Below are 19,225 nucleotides of genomic sequence, written 5' to 3' on the forward strand. Positions count from 1 at the left end.
CCCGTGACCCCGTATCACTCCACGACAGCGAAAGGTCCGCATGGTGACAGCCGACGATCTGGCCGAGAGGGCGAAGCGGGTCCTGGACACCGCCCGGTACATGAACCTGGCCACCGCTTCCGCGGGAGGAGTTCCCTGGGCCGCCACCCTGGAGTACGCCTGGCTCGCCGATCCTTTGCGTTTCGTCTTCGGTTCGGCGACCAGCTCCCGGCACAGCCGCCACGTCCGTGCCAGGCCGGAGGTGGGCGGATCCCTGTTCATCGCCGGCCGTCACAGCGCCGGTGTGGACATCGCCTCGGTTGACGGCGCCCAGTTCAGCGGTCACTGCACGGAAATCGCCCCCGACAAGCTTGACGAGTACTACGCGCGTTTCTACGAGACCGTCTTCCCGGACCCGCGCCAGCGTGCGCGATGGCAGCTCCGGCCGACGCTGCTGCGATCACCCGCTGAGCACCGGCTCTACCTGGTAGAGGTGGAACGCTGGTGGCTGATCGACACCGGGACGTGGGCCGAGGACCGTATCGACCGCCGCGTCGAGCTACCACTCGACATGCCGGCACTGACGGGTCCGTCCCGCCGGACGCACGCCCGGGCAGACTCCTGACGCCCTGTAGGTGCTCGCTCATCCCGGGAAGGCCGACCGCGGACCTCCCGGGATGAGGGCGGCCGGGCTCACCCCGGCGCTCCCGCCCGATCCGACGCGTCCCGCGCGTACCTTGCCCCGGCTCCCGGCTCGGCTCCCCCAGTGCCGCCGGGCTTTACCGGCAGCGAGCGGACGAGTCGTAACGCCGCATTCCCCGCCGGGGACTCTCAAAAGACACTGACCGGTTCGCGTTCGTCTACGGGATCGATCCCGATCGATCCCGGGAATGACAGCCGTACGGAGAAATCATGGACGGAATCCGCCGGGCGGTTTCCGTCCATTCCAGCGTTACATCGTACGTCGTTGTCGGGATACCTCAGCGAACCATCCACAAGGCTCCCGGTGGAAAGGCGCCGCGCTGGTTCCGCTTCGGGCCGCGCCGGGAGTCCTTGGCCGGTGTCGGCCGGCAGCGGAGGAGGAGGGCGATCACGGGTTCGGGCCCCGGGCGTGCCCTGCGAGCAACGTGGGCCGCGTTCTGCCGGAATCCGGCCCTCTGTGGGCCACAGCTTCATACGGTGTGAGGGTATCTTTCGAGGGGAGGCCGACGCTGTGCGTGGCACCGGCCGGGGAGGAAGGATTTGAAGCCATGGCCAGTCGGAATCAGAAGACACACAAAGAAGACGTGATGATGCGGCTTCGCCGTATCGAGGGCCAAGTACGCGGCCTGCAGCGGCTGGTGGACGAGGACACCTACTGCATCGACATTCTCACCCAGGTGTCGGCGACGACGCGCGCCCTGCAGTCATTCGCCCTGCAAATGCTCGACGAGCATATGGCCACGTGCGTGAGCCACGCCGTGGCCGAGGGCGGGGAGGAGAGGGAAGTGAAGCTCAAGGAGGCGTCCGACGCGATCGCGCGGCTGGTGCGCTCGTGAAGGGCTTCTGAAGGTCCACGGCGGGGGATGGTGCCGCGGCCGGCCGCTGCGGGCCCGAAAAATCCGTCGCCGGGGATCGACCTCGCCGTTCCCGGTTGCTTTCACGGCATCAGGTCAGGGACTCCCCCTCGCTTCACGTCCGACACGCCCGGACAGAGTCCCTGTCCGGACGGACCGGTACGCCGGTCCGGCCGGACAGCGGACTCAGTGCTCATGCTCGGCCGGGCTCGCGGGTGCCGTGCTGGCGGTGCCGTCCGGCGACGCATGACCGGCCTCGACGGTGAAACTCGCCGTACGGACCTTCCCCTGGTGCTTGAAGTCGAGGAAGAAGCGGTACGAGCCTGAGCTCGGTGCCGTTGCCGTGAAGGACACCGTGGGTCCCGGCTTGGTCTTGCCGTCGCCCGGGGCGCCGTTGGGGTGGACATGCAAATAGGCCAAGTCCCCCGAGCGCAGGGCGACCAGGTGGCCGTACGCCTCGAGATACGGTTCAAGATCGGTGACGGGCCTCCCGTTCTTGGTGACCTCCAGGTCGACCCGTCCCGCGACGCCCGGGCGCAGTTCGCCCTTGAGCGTGACGCTGTAGTCCCCGGTCTCCGCGACGGTCGCGGGCGGGGGGAGCGGGGCCGGGCGGTAGTTGCCCGAGACGGCGAGATCTGCGCCCAGGGTCAGGTTCTTCGCCCCCTTGGCGGCGGGCGTGAAGTCGGCGAAGAGCCGATAGCCGCCGGCCGCCGGGAGACGCGCGTCGATGCTCCATGTCCCGTCAGGCGAACGGGTCGGGTGCAGGTGCTGATAGGTGGCCAGGTCCTGGGAGGCGAGAATCAGGTGCAGTTCCTTGCCGTGCTCGCGCTGATAAGCGGTGACGATCCGGCCCGTGTCGTCGCGTACGACAAATCGGAGCCCGGACCTCTTGGCCGCGGGAATGCGGGGGGTTTCGAGGTCGAGGCTGTAGCCGTTCTCCGAGATCTGCAGCCCGCCCGGCGGTTCCTCGTCGCCGCCTTCCCCGGGCCCCGCTTCCTTCTCCGGGGTCCTGGCGGCCTCGTGCCCTGTGTGCGCGGGGGATTTCGATGGGGTGCCGATCGGGTCGACCGCGCCGCCCACCCCGTACGCGGTTCCGAAGGCGGCGGCAAGGGCGGCGGCGAAGGCGGCAATCTTCAAAGGGGTGTTCATCGGTTCTCCTCGGGCGTCGTCCGGGCGTCTACCACAGGGGCAATATACCCCAGTGGGGTATATTCGCCCTGAACCCCGGACGCTTGCCAGTGATACAGGGCGGGGGTATATATTACAGATACCCCCAAGGGGTATCGTCAGTCAATCATTCCCAGGAGGAACCATGTCCGACTGCTGCACGCCCGACGGCAGTTGCTCGACCGGCGCAACGCAGGGCACGGCGACCGCCGCGGCCGACAGCTTCTCGACGGTCTACACGGTGACGGGCATGACCTGTGACCACTGCAAGTCCTCCGTCGCCAAGGCGGTCGGCGGCATCGACGGCGTGCTGAGCGTGGAGGTCGACGTCAAGGCCGGCCGTGTCGCCGTCACCACCAGCGCGGAGCCCGACGACGCCACGTTCACGAAGGTGATCGACGACGCGGGCTACGAGCTGACCGGCCGCGCCGCCTGACCCTCCCCACGCTGCTGGGCCCGCGCACATTCCCCCGGGCGGGCCCAGCCCCCCTCTTGCCTGAGGAGCAGTGATGACCAACCTCACCGCCATCAGCGAGGTCGAACTCGCCATCGGTGGTATGACCTGCGCCTCATGCGCAGCCCGGATCGAGAAGAAACTCAACCGGATGGACGGCGTCGAGGCGACCGTCAACTACGCGACCGAGAAGGCCAAGGTCAGCTACCGGGGTGACAATGTGGCCGTCAGCGATCTGATCGCCACGGTGGAGGCGACCGGATACAGCGCCGAGGAGCCCGCTCCCCCGGGCACGGACAGCGTCTCGGAAACCGGGACCGCGGAGGAACCCGGCCCACTGCGGTCACTGCGCCGGCGCCTGGTGACGACCGTGATTCTCGCCGTACCGGTGATCGCGATGGCCATGGTCCCCGCGCTGCAGTTCGAGTACTGGCAGTGGCTGTCTCTCACCCTGGCCGCTCCGGTGGTCACCTACGCGGCCTGGCCCTTCCACCGTGCCGCGTGGACCAACGCCAGACACGGTGCCGCAACCATGGACACCCTGATCTCGGTCGGGACCTCGGCCGCGTTCCTCTGGTCGCTGTGGGCGCTGTTCTTCGGCACCGCGGGCACACCGGGCATGAAGCATCCCTTCGAGCTGACCATCGCCCGGAGTGACGGTGCCGGCAACATCTATCTGGAAGCGGCGGCCGGCGTCACCGCGTTCATCCTGGCAGGCCGCTACTTCGAAGCGCGCTCCAAGCGGATGGCGGGCGCGGCGCTCAAGGCCCTCCTCGAACTGGGTGCCAAGGAGGTCACCGTTGTGCGGAACGGCCGCGAGTCAACGGTGCCCGTCGCCGAACTGAAGACCGGTGACCACTTCCTGGTACGGCCGGGAGAGAAGATCGCCACCGACGGAACGGTGGTGGAGGGCTGGTCCGCCGTTGACGTGTCGATGCTCACCGGTGAGTCCGTTCCGGTGGAGGTGGTCGTCGGCGACAGCGTCGCCGGTGCCACGCTGAACACCAGCGGACGGCTTGTCGTCGAGGCCACCCGGGTCGGTGCGGACACCCAACTGGCCAGGATGGCGCGGCTGGTGGAGGACGCGCAGAACGGGAAGGCTGCCGCGCAGCGGCTCGCGGACCGGATCTCGGCCGTCTTCGTGCCCGTGGTGATCGCGCTCGCGCTGGGCACATTCGGTTTCTGGCTCGGCAACGGTGCCGGCTTGTCGGCGGCGTTCACGGCCGCCGTTGCCGTGCTCATCATCGCCTGCCCGTGCGCCTTGGGGCTGGCCACGCCCACAGCGTTGCTGGTGGGCACCGGCCGAGGCGCTCAGCTGGGAATCCTGATCAAGGGGCCGGAGGCCCTGGAAACCGCCCGCAGGATCGACACCGTCGTGCTGGACAAGACGGGCACGGTCACGACGGGGCGGATGACGCTGGTCGCCGTGCGGAGCGAGGAGGACGAGACCGAGGTCCTGCGGCTGGCGGGCGCACTGGAGAACGCGTCCGAGCATCCGATCGCCCGGGCCGTAGCCGAGGGCGCTTCGCGGAAGGTCGGCGCGCTCCCGGCCCCTGAGGACTTCTCCAACGTCGCCGGTCTGGGCATTCAAGGGGTGGTGGAGGGGCATGCGGTGGTGGTGGGCCGCCAGAAGCTCTTGGACGACTGGGATATCCGCCTGCCGGTCGGCATGGAACGGGCCAGGGCGGAGGCCGAGGCCGCGGGGCGGACCGCGATCCTGGTGGCCTGGGACGGCGTGGCACGCGCGGTGCTGGAGGTCGCGGACGCGATCAAGGAGACCAGCCCGGAGGCCGTCCGCCGGCTGCGCGCTCTCGGCCTGACCCCGATCCTGCTCACCGGCGACAACAAGACGGTCGCCGCCACCGTGGCGGCGGAGGTCGGAATCACCGAGGTGATCTCCGAGGTGATGCCTGAGGACAAGGCGGATGTGATCAAGCGTCTGCAGGAGGAGGGCCGCAGCGTCGCCATGGTCGGTGACGGCATCAACGACGCGGCCGCACTCGCCCAGGCCGACCTGGGCCTGGCCATGGGCACAGGGACGGACGCGGCGATCGAAGCGAGCGATCTCACCCTTGTCCGGGGCGACCTCCGCACAGCGGCGGATGCCATCCGCCTGTCACGCAAAACCCTGGGGACCATCCACTCGAACCTCTTCTGGGCCTTCCTCTACAACGTGACAGCGCTGCCGCTGGCCGCGGCGGGACTGCTGAACCCCATGATCGCCGGAGCCGCGATGGCGTTCTCCTCAGTCTCCGTGGTGGGCAACTCGCTCCGGCTGCGCCGTTTTTCCGCCCAGTCCTGAGGCATGCCTCCTCATCCCCGCCCGCGAGGGCCGCGTGGGCGCGTGTCTCCCGTCAAGCGGACGGGAGGACACGCGCCGCCGTGGGGAGCGGACGCACGCGTGCCCGGAGGCCGCCTGGCGGGGGCGGCCTCCGGGCACGGTCGGGGCGCGGGGGGTCAGTGGTACGCGTGGACGACGGCATGGCCCTTGCCGCGGCCGATCATCCACTTGTTGACCGGGGTGGTGAGCAGGAAGGCGACGACGAACCCGCCCAGCAGCGAGGTCCAGAACAGGGCGTCGGCGAGGTGGGCGTCCATGGCGCCGGGGACCAGGGCGATGATGCCGTTGTCCACGAGTTCCATCACAGCGATGGAGACGGTGTCGGCGGCCAGCGCGACCTTGAGGGCGGTCCGGAAGTCCAGACCTGCCCTGCGGACCGCGAACAGCGTGAACGAGTAACCGAACACGAACGCCAGCGCGATCGCGAGGATCATCGTGGGCACGTTGCCCCACATCAGGGCGGTGCCGATGACCATGCCGAGGATCTCGCCGACGGCGCACCCGGTCAGGCAGTGCAGCGTCGCCTTCATCGCGGCCCCCCAGGTCACCCCGCCCCTCTCGTGTCCGGTGTGATCCGCGTCCGGCCGATGCGCGTCCTGGTCGTGGGCGGTACCGGTGTGGTGTGCGCTGTGGTCCATGATCGTCATCCCCAATCCCGTCCAGCGTGTCCGCTCCCCGCGGACCCACACAACCATATACCCCCTAGGGGTATTCCGTGAGGGGGTGAGCCAAAAATACGGAAGAGGTGTGCCGCACCGTGGCCCCTTCCGGGGGGCGGGACGGCCGGGCCGGCCGGCTGGAGGGTCCAGGTGCCGGGGGTGGTGGGGTTGAGGACAGGGAAGGGCAGAAAAGTCCGGCGCCAAGTGCCTGCAGCAGACAACACTGTTTGTATGACCGTCACCTCGCAGGCTCGCTCGTTCGACACGGCGGCCGCCAGTTACGCCGCCAACCGTCCTTCGTACCCGCCCGCGTTGCTGGACGCTGTCGAGGAACTCACAGGCCATTCCTTGGAGGGCGCTCGCGTCGTCGATGTCGGGGCCGGCACCGGACTGGCGACGATGCTTCTCCGGGCCCGAGGTGCGAACGTCATCGCTGTCGAGCCCGGCCCCGGGATGGCTTCCCAGTTCCGTCTCAGCCTGCCCGACGTTCCCCTTCTGATCGGGGACGGCAACAACCTGCCGTTGGCCTCCGCCTCCGTCGACGTCCTCACATATGCCCAAGCCTGGCACTGGACCGACCAACGCGAATCCGTCCCGGAAGCTCTCCGAGTCCTGCGCACCGGTGGTGCACTCGCCCTCTGGTGGAACGACTCGGACAGCACCGTTCCGTGGATCGCCAACCAGGACGCGCGCTTGCGCCGGCTTTTCGGTGCCGGCGACGGCCCTCACGACCCCATGGCCCGGTTCCGCGGACTGCCGCCCGAGCTCGGATTCGCCTACAGGCACGTGCCGTGGACCCGGAGCGTTCCTCTCGACACGCATCTCTCCAACCTCGCCAGCTACTCCGACTTCCTCGTCCTCGGCAAGGAAGCGACGAACACCTTTATTGCCAGGGAGCGCGACCTCCTGGCCAAGGTCTTCCCAAGCCGGATGGTCGAGGAGCACTACGTGGTCAGCCTGGCCGTCAGCACCTGCTGACACAACGCTGCGACACGTTGGCGACCGCCGGCGAACAGAGGTGCCGTCATCTCTCGTGAACAAACATGGCGACGCCGGGTACTCACTACCGCTCGAACAGACGGACAGAACAGACGGACAGACACTGCCGCTGGAAGTGAACGGAGCCAGCGGGGCGAGGAGAGGTTCGCGGGGCATCCTCGGTGAGGTTGTCGCGGAGACTGCGGGCAGTCTCTTCGGGGTCGGCCACCGGCACGATGAGTGTCCTGCCGCGCAGTCCTGCTTCGACCATGGCCGCGTGGAGGGAGAGGGGTCTCTGCCGGTTCGCCGCAGGCGGGCAGGCCTGGCGTGCCGGGGTCCTGACGTCGTTCCTCAAGGGCGTCGGGTGGTGGAGTTGAGGCGGCCAAGGACCTACTCGATGATGGTGTTGTGGGGTGCGTGCTGTCGTAGGGCCCGGGGTACGGCGAAGGTTTCGCCGAGGCCGGCCTGTCCGTGGATGCGGGCGATGGAGCGGTGCTCGATGGCTCTTTGGAATGAGACTCAGCAATCTCTGAGTCTCATTTGCCGAGCAAGCTTCCTGGCTCCTCTCGAACTGTGCCCGTATGCGCCCGCACCCGCCGCGGGATCCGTTGAGGGGATCGCCTTGGGGGCGGCGAGCGTGACCGCGGTGCTGGCGTCAGGAGCGGTCTCCCGCAGGGCGGATACCGTGAAGCGTCCCGGCCCAGTGCCCGCGCGGGCGAGCGCCGGGCCAGTTCTTCGCTGCCCCAGTCCTCCGGGGCCGCGTACACGGCCGTCGGCAGAACGAGCGTACGGAGACAGGCGCACAGCGGGCGCGGGACCGTATTCGGTGACCGGGGAATGCCTGGCCGGACCGTCACCGGCCCCTGGGAGCACCGGCTTTCCGATGGGGCCGTCCATGACAACACGGGACGAACGGCCGTCGAGCCCGGACACGCTGGTCCGGGGAGCCGTGGAGTCCGTATTCCCCGGCACCGGCCACGGGTGCCGGGCCCAGCTCTGGCTACAGGTTGGCCGCAGACCGTGATCGAATGATGCATGTCCGTCACGGAGTCTCACCGTCACCGCAAGCCCAAGAAAGAGGGTGGAGATATTGTTTGCAAGGGCCAGAAGAGGGCTTCCTCCCCCTCGGGCATCATTACGATCACACCGCACCTCCCGGTAGGCCCTGCCCGAACTGGCATTCAAGCTGATCACGAACCGTGCGAGTCGCCACACGCAGGTCACGTTACGGGGGAGTCGGTATGTTTTTTAACGCCTCAAGATACGACTGCATACGATTCAAGCCACCCGAGAGCCAACCCGGCCCAGCAGAGAGGGACTTCATGGCCTCACAGAACCCGGCCGCACAGCCGCGCCAACAGGAACGAGCTAAAATCACACGGCACAAACTCCTCGCTGCCGCCGGTGCGGTTTTCGAGGAGTACGGCTACGCGGCAGCCACCCTGGAACGTGTCTACGAGCGTGCCGGCGTCACCAAGGGCGCCCTCTACTTTCACTTCCGGTCGAAGGAAATCCTGGCCCAGGCGGTACTGGATGCGCAGGTGGGTAGCGGCGGCGTACCTGACCAAGAGTGCCGGGTCCAGCAGATCGTGGACGTGGTCTTCGCCTTCGCCGAGCGGCTGCTGACCGACCCGCTCGGCAAAGGCAGCGCTCGCCTCTCCACCGACCAGGACGCTCCGGGGGTCGACCACGCGGCACCGTACCGCGACTGGGCCGACCTGTTGATCGATCTGCTGGAGAAGGCGCAACGGAACCAGGAACTGCTACCCGCGGTCGACCTCAGGGGCATGGCCGAGCTGCTCGTGGGTTCCTTCGGCGGGATCCAGGTGCAGTCGCGCGCGCTCAACGGGCGCGAGGACCTGAGAGAGCGTGTTTCCTTCCTCCTGAAGCGGTTGCTGCCGAGCTTCGTACACCCCGGGTTGCTCATGAGGATCGACATGGAGCCTGACCGGGCACTCCGCATGACCACAATGACCCGCGCCGACTGACCGGAAGCACTTTTTCAACTGACGTTCGGGGCCAGGGCGGAGAGGCCGACGTGCCCGACATCCACTTTGCTCCCAGCGGGTTCCCTGGTTCAAGCCAGAGCGGGCGGCGGCCCCGGGTGTGGGACGGGAAGCGCAAGTCCACGGCAGACCGGGGAGGAATGCGCCCAGTTGCTTCCTCGAGTGGCCTTCCGGCTCGGCCATGGTGGTCACCGCGCACCGGGGAGGCGTGCGACTTACCACCGTCGACGACGGACAGACCTCTTTCGTGCCGATCCGGTTCTCTGCCGTGCCCCATGCCGTGGTAGGCGTTCCCGCGCCGGACGGAACGAGCAGGTGGATCGCGTTCGGCAGCGGCGGCGGCGTTGTGATCTGGGATCTCGCTTCACAGCGGGTGCTGAGGGAACTGCGCATCCCCCGGGAGAGAACCAATGTGAAGGCGGTGACAGTGGTTCAAAGCGGCGGCAGCACGCTTCTGGCCGCGGCCACCAGAGAACGCATCCAGATGTGGAACACAGCGTCCTGGGCGCCGCACGCCCGCATCGACACACCCTGGACCAAGTCGCTGGCCGCCGTGCCGCTGTCCGCCACCCACCACCTCCTGGCCAGCGGCAGCGGTCACGCGTTGAACCTGTGGGACCCCGTCACCGCGGAAAACCTCCACACGCTCGTCACCGCCGCGCCCGTCGAAGCCATCACCGCTCTGCGCGACAACGGCACCCTCCTCCTCGGGATCGGAGGGCCGGCGGGCTTCACCGCCCTTGAGGTCAACCTCCCTTCGCCCTGACCTCCGCCCGCGATCGGACGGGGTTTCCTGGCATCGGGGGCGGCCGGAGGGTGGGGGGTGCGCCAGCGGCCGACGAGTTGGGGGGCCCATCGGCCGGTGGGCCGGGTGGTCAGTTCTTGTCGTCCTCGGGTTTTGTCCAGATGCGGCTGCTCAGGTCGGTGCCCCGCAGTACCTGTACGCGCCAGGGGTCGATGCGCAGGACGTGGTACTTGGGGTCGGCGGGGCCGCCGCGCCAGAAGTTGTAGGGGTCGTAGCCCACACCGGGCGGACTGCCCTTCTGGTACAGCTCCCACGCGTAGGTCTTGGTCTCCATGTCCTCCGCCCAGGCGGAGACGCTGTCGACGTAGACCGCGTTCTGGCGCGGGCTCCAGTACGCGTAGGTGGTGTGCGGGTTGTTGGCGAGGTGGGCGACCTTCACCGGTGTCTTGTACGCGGCGAGCCAGCCGACCGGCTTGCCGTCCACGACCTCCCAGATCGGCAGGAGTACCCGGGCACGCGGGCGGGACTTCTTGTCCACTGTAATCATCGTGCAGTAGCGGATATCTTTGATGTATTCGAAAAACTTGTCCGCGAGCTCGGAAAACGAGTCGACCTTGTCGGCCATGCGGGCTCCTGTCCGATAGCAATTAACCTGATCTGAAAGGTGATCCGTAGAAGGTCACACGAAACCAGCATGCATCGGCCACAAGGGGCGTGGAAGAGGGCACTTCAAAGTCACCTACTCACTTACGCGATACCGTGTCGGGGTGAGAGATGCCCTGCCGTATCTGTCGCAAGGCATCTCTCGTTCGCGTCCCCGGTGTGCGGGCCCGGCTCAGAGGTTCCATGCCCCGCGGGAAGCCGCGTCCGCCACGAAGTCGGCGAAGTCGCGCGGTTCGCGGCCCAGGACACGGCGCACGGTGTCGGTGGGGACGGAGTTCTTGTTGTCGCGGATCTGCGCGACGAGGTCGGCGACGAAGAGGGCGTAGTCGGCGGGGACCTCGTACTGGACGAGTTCGTCGACGTAGTCCTGGTGGTCGACGTGGACGTAGCGGACGGTGCGGCCGATGGCGGCGCTGATCGTGTCGGTCGCCTCGCCGAGGCTGATCGCGCGCGGACCGCTCAGTTCATAGGTCTGGCCGGCGTGCCCGTCGTCCAGGAGCGCGGCGGCGGCGACCGCGGCCACGTCGTCGGCGTCCACGAAGGGCTCCAGGCCGTCACCCGCCGGAAGCCGCAGTTCGCCGTCCTTGACGCCGTCCAGCAGGACACCCTCGTCGAAGTTCTGGTTGAACCAGTTGGGGCGCAGTACGGTCCACTGCGCGCCGGACTCCTTGACCGCCTCCTCGCCGGCGATCAGGGACTTGCCGCCCACCGGCTCGGTCACCCGCGCCTGGAGCAGCACCAGGCGCTGGACCTTGGACTCCACGGCGAGCTTGGCGAGTTCACGGATGTGGGTCTCCGCGTCCCAGGTGCCGGGCTTGTCCTGCATGTCGACCAGGTAGGCGGCGTCGGCGCCCTGGAGGGCGGGTTCCCAGGTGTTGCGGTCGTCCCAGTCGAAACGCACGTCGCCGGACCTGCTCGCGGCACGGACGCGTGCGCCGCGCTGCGTGAGCCGGCTCACCAGACGGCGGCCGGTCTTGCCGGTCCCTCCCAGGACGAGGACGGTCTTGTCGGTCATAGCAGCGGAGTCCTTCCCCACCGTGGATGCGCGAGGGGTCGCCGACGCGCACGGGCACGGGGATCAATCGGTCTGGCGTGGGCATGACAGGGTGGTCGTCCGGGCCGCCCGCCTGTGCGGCGGGCGGCCCGGACGACGCGGTGCGGCCGGAACCGGCCCCCGGGGGCGCGGCTCGGCCGCCCCCGCTTCAGTGGCTCAGTGGCTCACAGGAAGGGGGTGTCGGGGGCGAGGCCGAGGATCGAGCGCCCGTGCACTTCCTGGTTGCTGTTGAACGCGAACAGCGCGTGCAGCGCGAGCCCCCGGATGTCCCGGTGGAAGCGCTGGAAGGGCACGTCGCGCATGATGACCGAGGCGCCGCTGGCCTCGAACAGCTCGTCCACGGCCTCCTTGGCGAGCTGGATCGCGTACGCCGCCCGGCCTCGTACCGCGGCCCGCTCCTCGACGGAGGGCTGGGTGCCGGCGTCGGCGTGGTTCTGGATCAGGCTCAGCCAGCCCTCCTGGAGCGCCTCGGCGGCCGCGAGCTTGTTGGCGGCCGTGGCGACCTGGATCTGCGTGACCGGCGACTGGCTCTGGTCGGTCCACGAGGTGTACGTGATGCCGCGGCCCGGCAGCCGGTCCAGGAACAGGTCGTAGGCACCCTTGGCGATCCCGATGTACGCCGAGGCGCCCTGGGCCATGAAGAAGGGAATGAACGGGTAATTGCGGCCGGTGGCACCGGTGTTGGAGCGCTCACCGGTGGCGCCCGAGAGCACGTCGATGAGGAAGGCGACCCGGTGGGCGGGCACGGTCACGTTGTCGGCGGTGACGGTGGAGCTGCCGGTGCCGGCCGCGGAGGAGGCGTGCCAGTCGTCGGCGATGCTCAGTTCGGAGAACGGCACGAGGGCGGCGTAGGGGGCCGGGGTCCCGTCCGGTCCGGTGAGCAGGGCCGACAGGAGTGCCCAGTTGGCGCCGCGGGAGCCGGAGATCCACTTCCAGGATCCGCTGAGGGTGTAGCCGCCCTCGGTGGGGGTGAGGGTGCCGGAGGGGGCGAAGCCGGTGGAGACCCGGGCGGAGCCGCTCGCGTAGACCTCCTCCTGCGCCTGGTCGGAGAACTGGCTGGGAACCCATGAGCTGGACACCCAGATCATCGCCACCCAGCCGGTCGCCGTGTCGGCGCGGGATATCTCGGTGAGGATCCTGACCTGGTCGGCGAGCGGCGCCTCGAGTCCGCCGAAGCGGCGGGGCACCGACAGGCGGAACACGCCGGCCTTGTCGAGCAGTTCGATGTTGGCTTCCGGGATCCAACGGCGTTCCTCGGCCTCGGGACCGCTCTCCCGAAGTGTCGCGGCCAGACCGGTGACCTCGTCGAGAACCGCGGCGACGGCGCTGTCCGTCGTAGTCATTCTGCCTCCTGAGCAGTCTCGTCCCACCCGGGGAGGTGGGAGGCCGGGTCCGGGGGCCGCCGCCGGGCGGCGGGCCTCCGGACCCGTTTATGCGAACGGGTCAATACGCGCCGCGCGGTTGGGACCGCCACGCAACTTGGGTAAAAGCAACCGAGGGCAATCGGCCTCGATTGCGGCACGCACCGAGCATTCTCCCGGAAGGGCGGTCTCGTACCGGTAATCAGTAAGTCATTCGCCAATCCCCGCCCAATGCGGCTCGCCTCGCGCGTCAATGGGAGCCGGCCCCGGCGGGCCTCGTACCGGAGCCGGGCATGAAAAAAGGCGGCGCCCTGGCCGGCGGGGGAATCGCGGCCAGGGCGTCGCGCTGGGGGGGCCGCCCCGGGGCGGCCCGTCAGGGGGTGCGGGCGGTGTTACGAGACGGAGGCGGCCTGCGGGAGGGGCTCGTCGGCGGCGCCGGAGCGCTTGCGCAGGCCGAAGGCGCTGAGCACCGTGGCCAGCAGGGCCGCGACCAGGGGGACGACCAGGGCGGCCTGGTAACCGTCGAGCTGGGCGGCGGGCGACGATCCGTCGGTGGCGGCGATGTTGACCGCGGCGACCGAGGAGAGCCCCAGGGCCGCTCCGAACTGGAAGGAGGTGTACAGCAGGCCGCCGGCGACGCCCTGCTCCTCCTCCTCGATGCCCTCGGTGGCGACGATGGTGAGCGGGCCGTAGGCCAGGGAGAAGGCGAGGCCGAGGATGATCAGGCTCGGGAACATCATCGCGTACGTCCAGTCCGCCTGGACCGGCAGGAACAGGGCGTACGACAGCGAGGCCAGGACCAGGCCGCCGAAGATCACCCGGGCGTTGCCGAACTTCTCGACCAGCTTGGGCGTCAGCGTCGGCGAGAGGATCGCGTCGATCCCGATCACGATCATCGCGAAGCTGGTCTCGAGGGTCGACCAGTTGCGCAGTTCCTGGAGGTAGAGGACGACGATGAACTGGAAGCCGAAGAACCCGGCCGCGAAGAGGAGTCCGGCGATGTTGGAGCGCACGAGCGCGGAGTTGCGGAAGATGCCGAGCCGCACCAGCGGGGAGGCCGACTTGCGCTCGATGGCGGTGAAGGCGAGGAACAGCACCAGGCTGGCGGCGACCGTGCCCACGGTCCAGGGGGCCGCCACGTGGGTGGCGCGCTCGACGGCGAACACGAGCAGCAGGATCGCGCCGGTGACGGTGATCGCGCCGGCCAGGTCGACGGGCTGGCCGTCACGCCGGGGCCGGGCCGACTTGGGGATGAGGGCGATGGCGGTGACCAGGATCAGGAAGGAGAGGATCACCGGGGCGAAGAACACCCACCGCCAATTGACCGCGGCCAGCAGGCCGCCGACGACCAGGCCGATGGAGAAACCGCCGGCGGCGGTGCCCGAGTAGACGAGCAGGGCCTTGTTGCGCTTGGGGCCCTCCTCGAAGCTGGTGGTGATGATCGACAGGCCGGCCGGGGTCATGAAGGCCGCCGCGACACCGGTCACGAACCGGGCGGTGATCAGCATCCAGCCCTCGGTGGCCAGGCCGCCGAGGCCGGAGAAGAGCAGGAACAGCACCAGCCAGAAGATGAACATCTGACGGCGTCCGAACAGGTCGGCGGCCCGGCCGCCGAGCAGCATGAAGCCGCCGTAACCGAGCACGTAGGCACTCATGACCCACTGGAGCGTGCCCGTGGACAGGCCCAGGTCCTCACGGATCGAGGGAAGCGCCACATTGAGCATCGCTACGTCGATGCCCTCCAGGAAGATCGCGCCGCACAGCACGAACAGCACGCCCCACGCGCGCCCGCTCATGCGGTCGGTGCCGCTGCCCGACGGGTTTTGCACTGTGGACACAGGAAGTCTCCTTGAAAACACGCAGGAATCATGAATGACGAAAGGAAATACGCCCGCGCTCCGGTACCGGCGCAGGTGGAGCGCCCGGGGGAAACAATGCGCGGTTCCCCGGGCGCGGAGTCGGGTTACGGGAGAGCCCGCCGGTTCCCACTTGTAACTCCCGGAATCATCGGGCAAGCTGACCGGTCATGGAAGAAGGCACTTTAAAGTCACCGACGCACTGCACGGGTACCGATGGGGACTACGACATCCTCCAGTGGGACACGCGGGAGGGCTGCGAGGTACGGCAGATCCTCGACCGCGTCGCCGACAAGTGGTCGCTGCTGGTCATAGCGCTGCTGGAACGGCGGACCCTGCGCTTCACGGAACTGCGCCGCAGGATCGAGGGGATCAGCCAGCGGATGCTGACGGTGACGCTGCGTCAGCTCGAACGGGACGGGCTCGTCCGCCGGACCGTACACCCCGTGGTGCCTCCCCGGGTGGACTACGAACTCACTCCTCTGGGGGCGACGCTCCACGACACCATCCAGGCCCTGGTGGCGTGGACGGAGGCGCACCAGCACGAGATCGCGGTCGCCCGCGGTGAGTACGACCGGCGTGTGAAGTTCGAGTCCCAGGCGTCCTGAACCGCTGAACACCCGCTGGGCGGTGGGCGGTTACCGGGTGGTTGCCGGCCGGTGACCGCCCGGGCGGCGGTTACCGGGAGTCCGGGGGCCGGCCGGCCGGCGTGCCGTCGGCTTCCTTGGCGGGAGGGGAGCGCTCCATCTCCGCGGCGGCCTGGGTCACATGGTCCGTCCGCTCCCCCACCGAGAACTCCGCCGCGTACGCCTCCTCGCCCAGCACGTTGCGCAGGCGCGCCGCGATGCGTTCCACGTCGGCCTGCTCGGCGGGCGGCTGGGGCGCGCCGGTGCGCCGTCTGGTGGCGGCGGCCGTGCCCAGCAGTCTGGCCGCCCTTTCCCACTGGCCGGCCAGGGAGTGGGCGCCGGCGAGGCCTTCCAGTGCCAGGGCCACGGCGCGGGGGTCGCCGGTGGCCGTCGCGGTGGCCAGGCCGTCCTGATGCAGCGTCAGGGCCTGTGCGGCGTCCACGCGTTGCTCCGCGATGAAGCCCAGTTCGGCCAGTACGAGGGCCAGGCCCGGGGCGTCGTAGCGGCTGCGGTTCCAGGTGAGCCAGGGGCGCAGCCGGGCCTCGGCGACGTCCAGGTTGCCCTCGCGCCGGGCGCCGAGGGCCAGGCCGAGGGCGGCGAACTGCTCGGCGGGCCGGTTGCCCTGCTCGACGGCGAGGCGCTGGGCGCGGGTGTGGAAGTCCTCGGCCTCGCGGTAGCGCCATTCGAGGATGGCGATGCGGCCGAGTCCGGAAAGCTGGCGGGAGACTTCGGGCCACAGTTCGAGGGCCTCGGCGATCCGCAGTCCTTCGCGGTGGAGTTGTTCGGCCTGTTCGTAGTTGCCGTTGATCTCGGCCAGTACGCTCAGCACCTCTGCGGCTTTCAACTGTCCCCATTGTTCTCCGAGTTCGGTGAACTGGGCGCGGGCTTCGAGGGCGTTGTCGCGCAGGGCGTCGAGGTCGCCGCGGGCCAGGGCCAGGGCGGCGCGGCTGCTGAGGGCCGCGGCGGTGCCCCAGCTGTCGTGCAGGGCGCGGGAGTTGCGCAGGGCGCGCTGGACGCCGTCCTCCCCGGCGGACAGGACGCCCACGCTCCAGTGGGCGGCGCCGAGGAACCACTCGGCCCTGACCTGTCCCACCTCGTGCCCGGCGGGGGCGGCGGGGGGCGGGGGGTCGGGGGCGCCGTCGCCCAGCAGCATCGAGAAGCCGGCGTGCCAGCAGGCGGCTTCGGCCCGTTCGGCGGGGGCCGCTCTGCCGCCGTCCGCCTCGCTGTCGACGGCCAGTGCGGTCGCCAGTGCCCTGCGGGCCTCGCCGAGCCGGCCGCGCAAAAACCGGTACCAGCTCAGGGCGTTGGCCAGGCGCAGGGCGCGGTGGGTGTCCTTGGCGCGCCTGGCCTCTTGGAGCGCGCGCTGGAAGTTGGCGGCCTCGGCGTCCAGGCGGCGCAGCCAGCGGCGCTGGTCGCGGCCGTGGAGGTGGGGCTGGGCGCGTTCGGCCAGGTCGGTGTAGTAGCGCAGGTGGCGGGCGGCCAGGTCGCCGGACTCGCCGGATTCGGCGAGGCGCTGCTGGCTGTAGGCGGCGACGGATTCCAGGAGCCGGTAGCGTGCGCCGGCGGGGCTGTCGCTCCTGAGGGCCAGTGAGCGGTCCACGAGCACGGCGAGTGCGTCGACCACGTCCTGGGCCGTCATGCCGGTGCCGGAGCAGACCTGTTCGGCGGCTTCCAGGTCGCAGCCCTCGGCGAAGACGGAGAGCCTGCGCAGTACGGTCTGTCCGCGGGTGTCCAGCAGGCTCCAGCTCCAGTCGATGGTGGCCTCAAGGGTGCGGTGGCGGTGGGGGGCGTCGCGGTATCCGCTGGTGAGGATGCGGAAGCGGTCGTCGAGCCGGTCGTAGAGTTCGTCCACGCCCAGTGCCCTGACGCGGGTGGCGGCCAGTTCGAGGGCGAGGGGGATGCCGTCGAGGCGCCGGCATATGCCGGCGATCCTGCGGACGGTGGCGGCGTCGGGTGCGAAGTCCGGGTCGGTGGCGCGGACCCGTTCGACGAAGAGGCGTACGGCGCTGGAGGCGAGGACGGTGTCGGGCCTTTCCTCGCCGGAGGGCGGGAGGCCGAGCGAGGGCACGGGCCAGAGTGTCTCGCCGCTGACGCGCAGGGGTTCCTGGCTGGTGGCGAGGATGTGCAGGCCCGGGGCGCTGTCCAGCAGCGGGCCGGCGAGGTGTGCCACGTCGTCGATCGCGTATTCGCAGCTGTCCAGGATGAGGACGAGGCGCTGGGAGGCGAGGATGCCGGCGAGGCGCTGGGTGGCTCCCGCGGCGGGGCTGTCGGAGGCCGATTCCCTGATGCCCAGTACGGCCATGATCTGTTCGGCGAGCGGTTCGGGTCCGATGGTGCGTTCGGGGGCGCGGGCGCCGGCCAGTTCCACCAGCCAGGTCCCGTCGGGGAATTGGGCGGTGAGGCCGTCGACGGTGGCGGCGGCCAGCCGGGTCTTGCCGACGCCGCCGGGGCCGGTGAGGGTCACCAGGCGGCGGTGTGAGACGAGCCGGCGTACCTCGTCCATGGCTTCGTCCCTGCCCACCAGGGTGCTCACCGAGGCGGTGAGGTTGGTGCGGGCGCGGGCCGCGGTGGCGGGGGCGGGAGGGGAGTCGGGCCGGGCGAGTTGGGGGTCGTGGCGCAGGATCGCCTGCTGGAGGGCGTCGAGCGCGGGGCCGGGCATCAGGCCCAGTTCCTCGTCGAGGCGGCGGCGCAGGTCCGCGTAGCTGTCGAGTGCTTCGGAGGGGCGTCCGGCCCGGTAGAGGGTGCGCATCTGTACGACGCGCAGGCCTTCGCGGAGGGGGAACCGCTCGACCAGGGCGGTGAGTTCGGCGACCAGGGCGCTGTGTTCGCCCAGTTCCAGGCGGGTTTCGGCGTAGACTTCGACCGCGGCGAGGCGTTCTTCCTCCAGGGTGGCCGCGGCGGAGCGTACGAACGGCTGGTCGGCGAAGTCGGCGAAGGCGGGGCCGCGCCACAGTGACAGGGCCTCCGTCAGGACGGTGACTTTCTCGCGGGGTTCGTCGCAGGTGCGGGCCTCGGCGACCAGGGCGCGGAACCGGCCGACGTCCAGTGCCTGGGCGGGTATGTCGATGGTGTATCCGGGTGCCTGGTGGGCGATGAGGGAGCGGGCGCCCGTTTCCGCGTTCTCCAGGGCGCGGCGCAGTTGTGAGACCTTGGCCTGTAAGGATGAGGTGGGGCGGGCGGTGTAGGCGGAGCCGCCCCAGAGGTCTTCGATGAGCCGTCCTTTGGGCACGACCTCGCCGTGGTGGGCGAGGAGGTCCGCGAGGAGCGTACGGACCTTCACCTCGGGAACCGGCACCAGGCTCCCCTCGGCGCTCCACACCTCCAGTGGGCCCAGCACCCCGAATCGCATGATCACACAGTAACCCGGGCGGCTCACGGAGTGACGAGGCCTCAAGCGGGCCCCAACCGGGCGCGGTCGGGAAGGAGGGGTGGGTGCCCCGAACCGGACCCGAAGCAAACCCGAAGGACCATCCGCGACTGTGGGACCGGACCGAGGGCCGCCAGAGGGGAGTCCGGTGCGGGGAAACGCGAGGGGCGGGGCCGGCGCGGCTGCGGCCCGGCTGCCCGGTGCCGTGCGGGCCGCTCCTCCGGTGAGCGGGCCGGGGGCGGCCGGGGACCCCGCGCCGCGGCAGGCGCCTGTGTGGTGGTGCCCGGGTGCGAGGAGAGCCGGCCGCTCTCCCGGCCCGCCGGGGGCGGGGCGCGCCGGGCCGCCCGGGTGCCCGGTCGGCGGGGCGGGTGGGGCCGTGCGCCGTGCCCGGTCCGCGCTCAGGGAACTCTACG

Annotated in this window: 15 protein-coding genes; 8 read left to right on the top strand and 7 right to left on the bottom strand. The window is 69.8% G+C overall.

Annotated features, from left to right (window positions below):
• The first annotated feature begins 40 nt into the window (after positions 1–40).
• A complete protein-coding gene (locus tag ACIO1C_RS33415; protein ID WP_401870890.1) occupies positions 41–604 on the top strand; it encodes a pyridoxamine 5'-phosphate oxidase family protein in 564 nt (187 codons plus the stop codon).
• 625 nt (positions 605–1,229) lie between these two features.
• Positions 1,230–1,517, top strand: a complete 288-nt coding sequence (locus ACIO1C_RS33420) for a metal-sensitive transcriptional regulator (RefSeq protein WP_401870892.1) — start codon at positions 1,230–1,232, stop codon at positions 1,515–1,517.
• A gap of 204 nt (positions 1,518–1,721) precedes the next feature.
• Here the strand turns inward: ACIO1C_RS33420 and ACIO1C_RS33425 are convergent, their stop codons facing one another.
• Entirely contained in the window at positions 1,722–2,684 is a 963-nt protein-coding gene (locus ACIO1C_RS33425) for a hypothetical protein (protein WP_401870894.1), read from the bottom strand.
• Between the two features lie 163 nt (positions 2,685–2,847).
• Between ACIO1C_RS33425 and ACIO1C_RS33430 the strand changes: the two genes are divergently transcribed.
• Together ACIO1C_RS33430 and ACIO1C_RS33435 are read left to right on the top strand one after the other, a co-directional pair.
• Positions 2,848–3,138, top strand: a complete 291-nt coding sequence (locus tag ACIO1C_RS33430; RefSeq protein WP_401870896.1) for a heavy-metal-associated domain-containing protein — start codon at positions 2,848–2,850, stop codon at positions 3,136–3,138.
• A gap of 73 nt (positions 3,139–3,211) precedes the next feature.
• A complete protein-coding gene (locus ACIO1C_RS33435) occupies positions 3,212–5,458 on the top strand; it encodes a heavy metal translocating P-type ATPase (protein WP_401870899.1) in 2,247 nt (748 codons plus the stop codon).
• A 155-nt stretch (positions 5,459–5,613) separates the two neighbouring features.
• Here ACIO1C_RS33435 and ACIO1C_RS33440 read toward each other — a convergent pair whose 3' ends face one another.
• A complete protein-coding gene (locus ACIO1C_RS33440) occupies positions 5,614–6,135 on the bottom strand; it encodes a DUF4396 domain-containing protein (protein WP_401870902.1) in 522 nt (173 codons plus the stop codon).
• A gap of 252 nt (positions 6,136–6,387) precedes the next feature.
• Here ACIO1C_RS33440 and ACIO1C_RS33445 point away from each other — a divergent pair, with 252 nt between their 5' ends.
• From ACIO1C_RS33445 to ACIO1C_RS33455, 3 genes are all read left to right on the top strand, one after another.
• Positions 6,388–7,134 carry a class I SAM-dependent methyltransferase gene (locus ACIO1C_RS33445; protein WP_401870905.1) on the top strand — a complete coding sequence of 249 codons (747 nt, stop codon included), beginning with the start codon at positions 6,388–6,390 and terminating at the stop codon, positions 7,132–7,134.
• A 1,322-nt stretch (positions 7,135–8,456) separates the two neighbouring features.
• A complete protein-coding gene (locus tag ACIO1C_RS33450; RefSeq protein ID WP_401870907.1) occupies positions 8,457–9,122 on the top strand; it encodes a ScbR family autoregulator-binding transcription factor in 666 nt (221 codons plus the stop codon).
• A gap of 199 nt (positions 9,123–9,321) precedes the next feature.
• Positions 9,322–9,906, top strand: a complete 585-nt coding sequence (locus ACIO1C_RS33455) for a hypothetical protein (RefSeq protein WP_401870909.1) — start codon at positions 9,322–9,324, stop codon at positions 9,904–9,906.
• Positions 9,907–10,015: 109 nt separating this feature from the next.
• Here the strand turns inward: ACIO1C_RS33455 and ACIO1C_RS33460 are convergent, their stop codons facing one another.
• The 4 genes from ACIO1C_RS33460 to ACIO1C_RS33475 all read right to left on the bottom strand — a co-directional run bounded on the left by ACIO1C_RS33460 (position 10,016) and on the right by ACIO1C_RS33475 (position 14,759).
• Positions 10,016–10,510, bottom strand: a complete 495-nt coding sequence (locus ACIO1C_RS33460) for a pyridoxamine 5'-phosphate oxidase family protein (protein ID WP_401870912.1) — start codon at positions 10,508–10,510, stop codon at positions 10,016–10,018.
• Positions 10,511–10,720: 210 nt separating this feature from the next.
• Positions 10,721–11,563, bottom strand: coding sequence for an NAD(P)H-binding protein (locus tag ACIO1C_RS33465; protein ID WP_401870915.1), 843 nt, complete (start codon positions 11,561–11,563; stop codon positions 10,721–10,723).
• A gap of 203 nt (positions 11,564–11,766) precedes the next feature.
• A complete protein-coding gene (locus ACIO1C_RS33470; protein WP_401870918.1) occupies positions 11,767–12,945 on the bottom strand; it encodes an acyl-CoA dehydrogenase family protein in 1,179 nt (392 codons plus the stop codon).
• Positions 12,946–13,355: 410 nt separating this feature from the next.
• On the bottom strand, positions 13,356–14,759 hold the full coding sequence (locus ACIO1C_RS33475; RefSeq protein WP_401870956.1) for an MFS transporter: 1,404 nt from the start codon (positions 14,757–14,759) through the stop codon (positions 13,356–13,358).
• 230 nt (positions 14,760–14,989) lie between these two features.
• Between ACIO1C_RS33475 and ACIO1C_RS33480 the strand changes: the two genes are divergently transcribed.
• Positions 14,990–15,427 (top strand): winged helix-turn-helix transcriptional regulator, encoded by a 438-nt coding sequence (locus tag ACIO1C_RS33480; protein ID WP_401870921.1) that lies wholly within the window; start codon positions 14,990–14,992, stop codon positions 15,425–15,427.
• Between the two features lie 70 nt (positions 15,428–15,497).
• On the opposite strand, the gene ACIO1C_RS33485 is transcribed toward ACIO1C_RS33480, so the two are convergent.
• A complete protein-coding gene (locus tag ACIO1C_RS33485; RefSeq protein WP_401870924.1) occupies positions 15,498–18,794 on the bottom strand; it encodes an AfsR/SARP family transcriptional regulator in 3,297 nt (1,098 codons plus the stop codon).
• Positions 18,795–19,225: the final 431 nt, after the last annotated feature.

It is taken from the genome of Streptomyces sp. NPDC087420 (assembly GCF_044744165.1).
Lineage (GTDB): Bacteria > Actinomycetota > Actinomycetes > Streptomycetales > Streptomycetaceae > Streptomyces.

Coding starts and splice junctions, on each gene's coding strand:
- ACIO1C_RS33480 (WP_401870921.1), top strand. CDS start 14,990: ATGGAAGAAGGCACTTTAAAGTCACCGACGCACTGCACGGGTACCGAT.
- ACIO1C_RS33425 (WP_401870894.1), bottom strand. CDS start 2,684: ATGAACACCCCTTTGAAGATTGCCGCCTTCGCCGCCGCCCTTGCCGCC.
- ACIO1C_RS33445 (WP_401870905.1), top strand. CDS start 6,388: ATGACCGTCACCTCGCAGGCTCGCTCGTTCGACACGGCGGCCGCCAGT.
- ACIO1C_RS33475 (WP_401870956.1), bottom strand. CDS start 14,759: ATGAGCGGGCGCGCGTGGGGCGTGCTGTTCGTGCTGTGCGGCGCGATC.
- ACIO1C_RS33450 (WP_401870907.1), top strand. CDS start 8,457: ATGGCCTCACAGAACCCGGCCGCACAGCCGCGCCAACAGGAACGAGCT.
- ACIO1C_RS33455 (WP_401870909.1), top strand. CDS start 9,322: ATGGTGGTCACCGCGCACCGGGGAGGCGTGCGACTTACCACCGTCGAC.
- ACIO1C_RS33430 (WP_401870896.1), top strand. CDS start 2,848: ATGTCCGACTGCTGCACGCCCGACGGCAGTTGCTCGACCGGCGCAACG.
- ACIO1C_RS33440 (WP_401870902.1), bottom strand. CDS start 6,135: ATGGACCACAGCGCACACCACACCGGTACCGCCCACGACCAGGACGCG.
- ACIO1C_RS33470 (WP_401870918.1), bottom strand. CDS start 12,945: ATGACTACGACGGACAGCGCCGTCGCCGCGGTTCTCGACGAGGTCACC.
- ACIO1C_RS33465 (WP_401870915.1), bottom strand. CDS start 11,563: ATGACCGACAAGACCGTCCTCGTCCTGGGAGGGACCGGCAAGACCGGC.
- ACIO1C_RS33485 (WP_401870924.1), bottom strand. CDS start 18,794: ATGCGATTCGGGGTGCTGGGCCCACTGGAGGTGTGGAGCGCCGAGGGG.
- ACIO1C_RS33460 (WP_401870912.1), bottom strand. CDS start 10,510: ATGGCCGACAAGGTCGACTCGTTTTCCGAGCTCGCGGACAAGTTTTTC.
- ACIO1C_RS33415 (WP_401870890.1), top strand. CDS start 41: ATGGTGACAGCCGACGATCTGGCCGAGAGGGCGAAGCGGGTCCTGGAC.
- ACIO1C_RS33435 (WP_401870899.1), top strand. CDS start 3,212: ATGACCAACCTCACCGCCATCAGCGAGGTCGAACTCGCCATCGGTGGT.
- ACIO1C_RS33420 (WP_401870892.1), top strand. CDS start 1,230: ATGGCCAGTCGGAATCAGAAGACACACAAAGAAGACGTGATGATGCGG.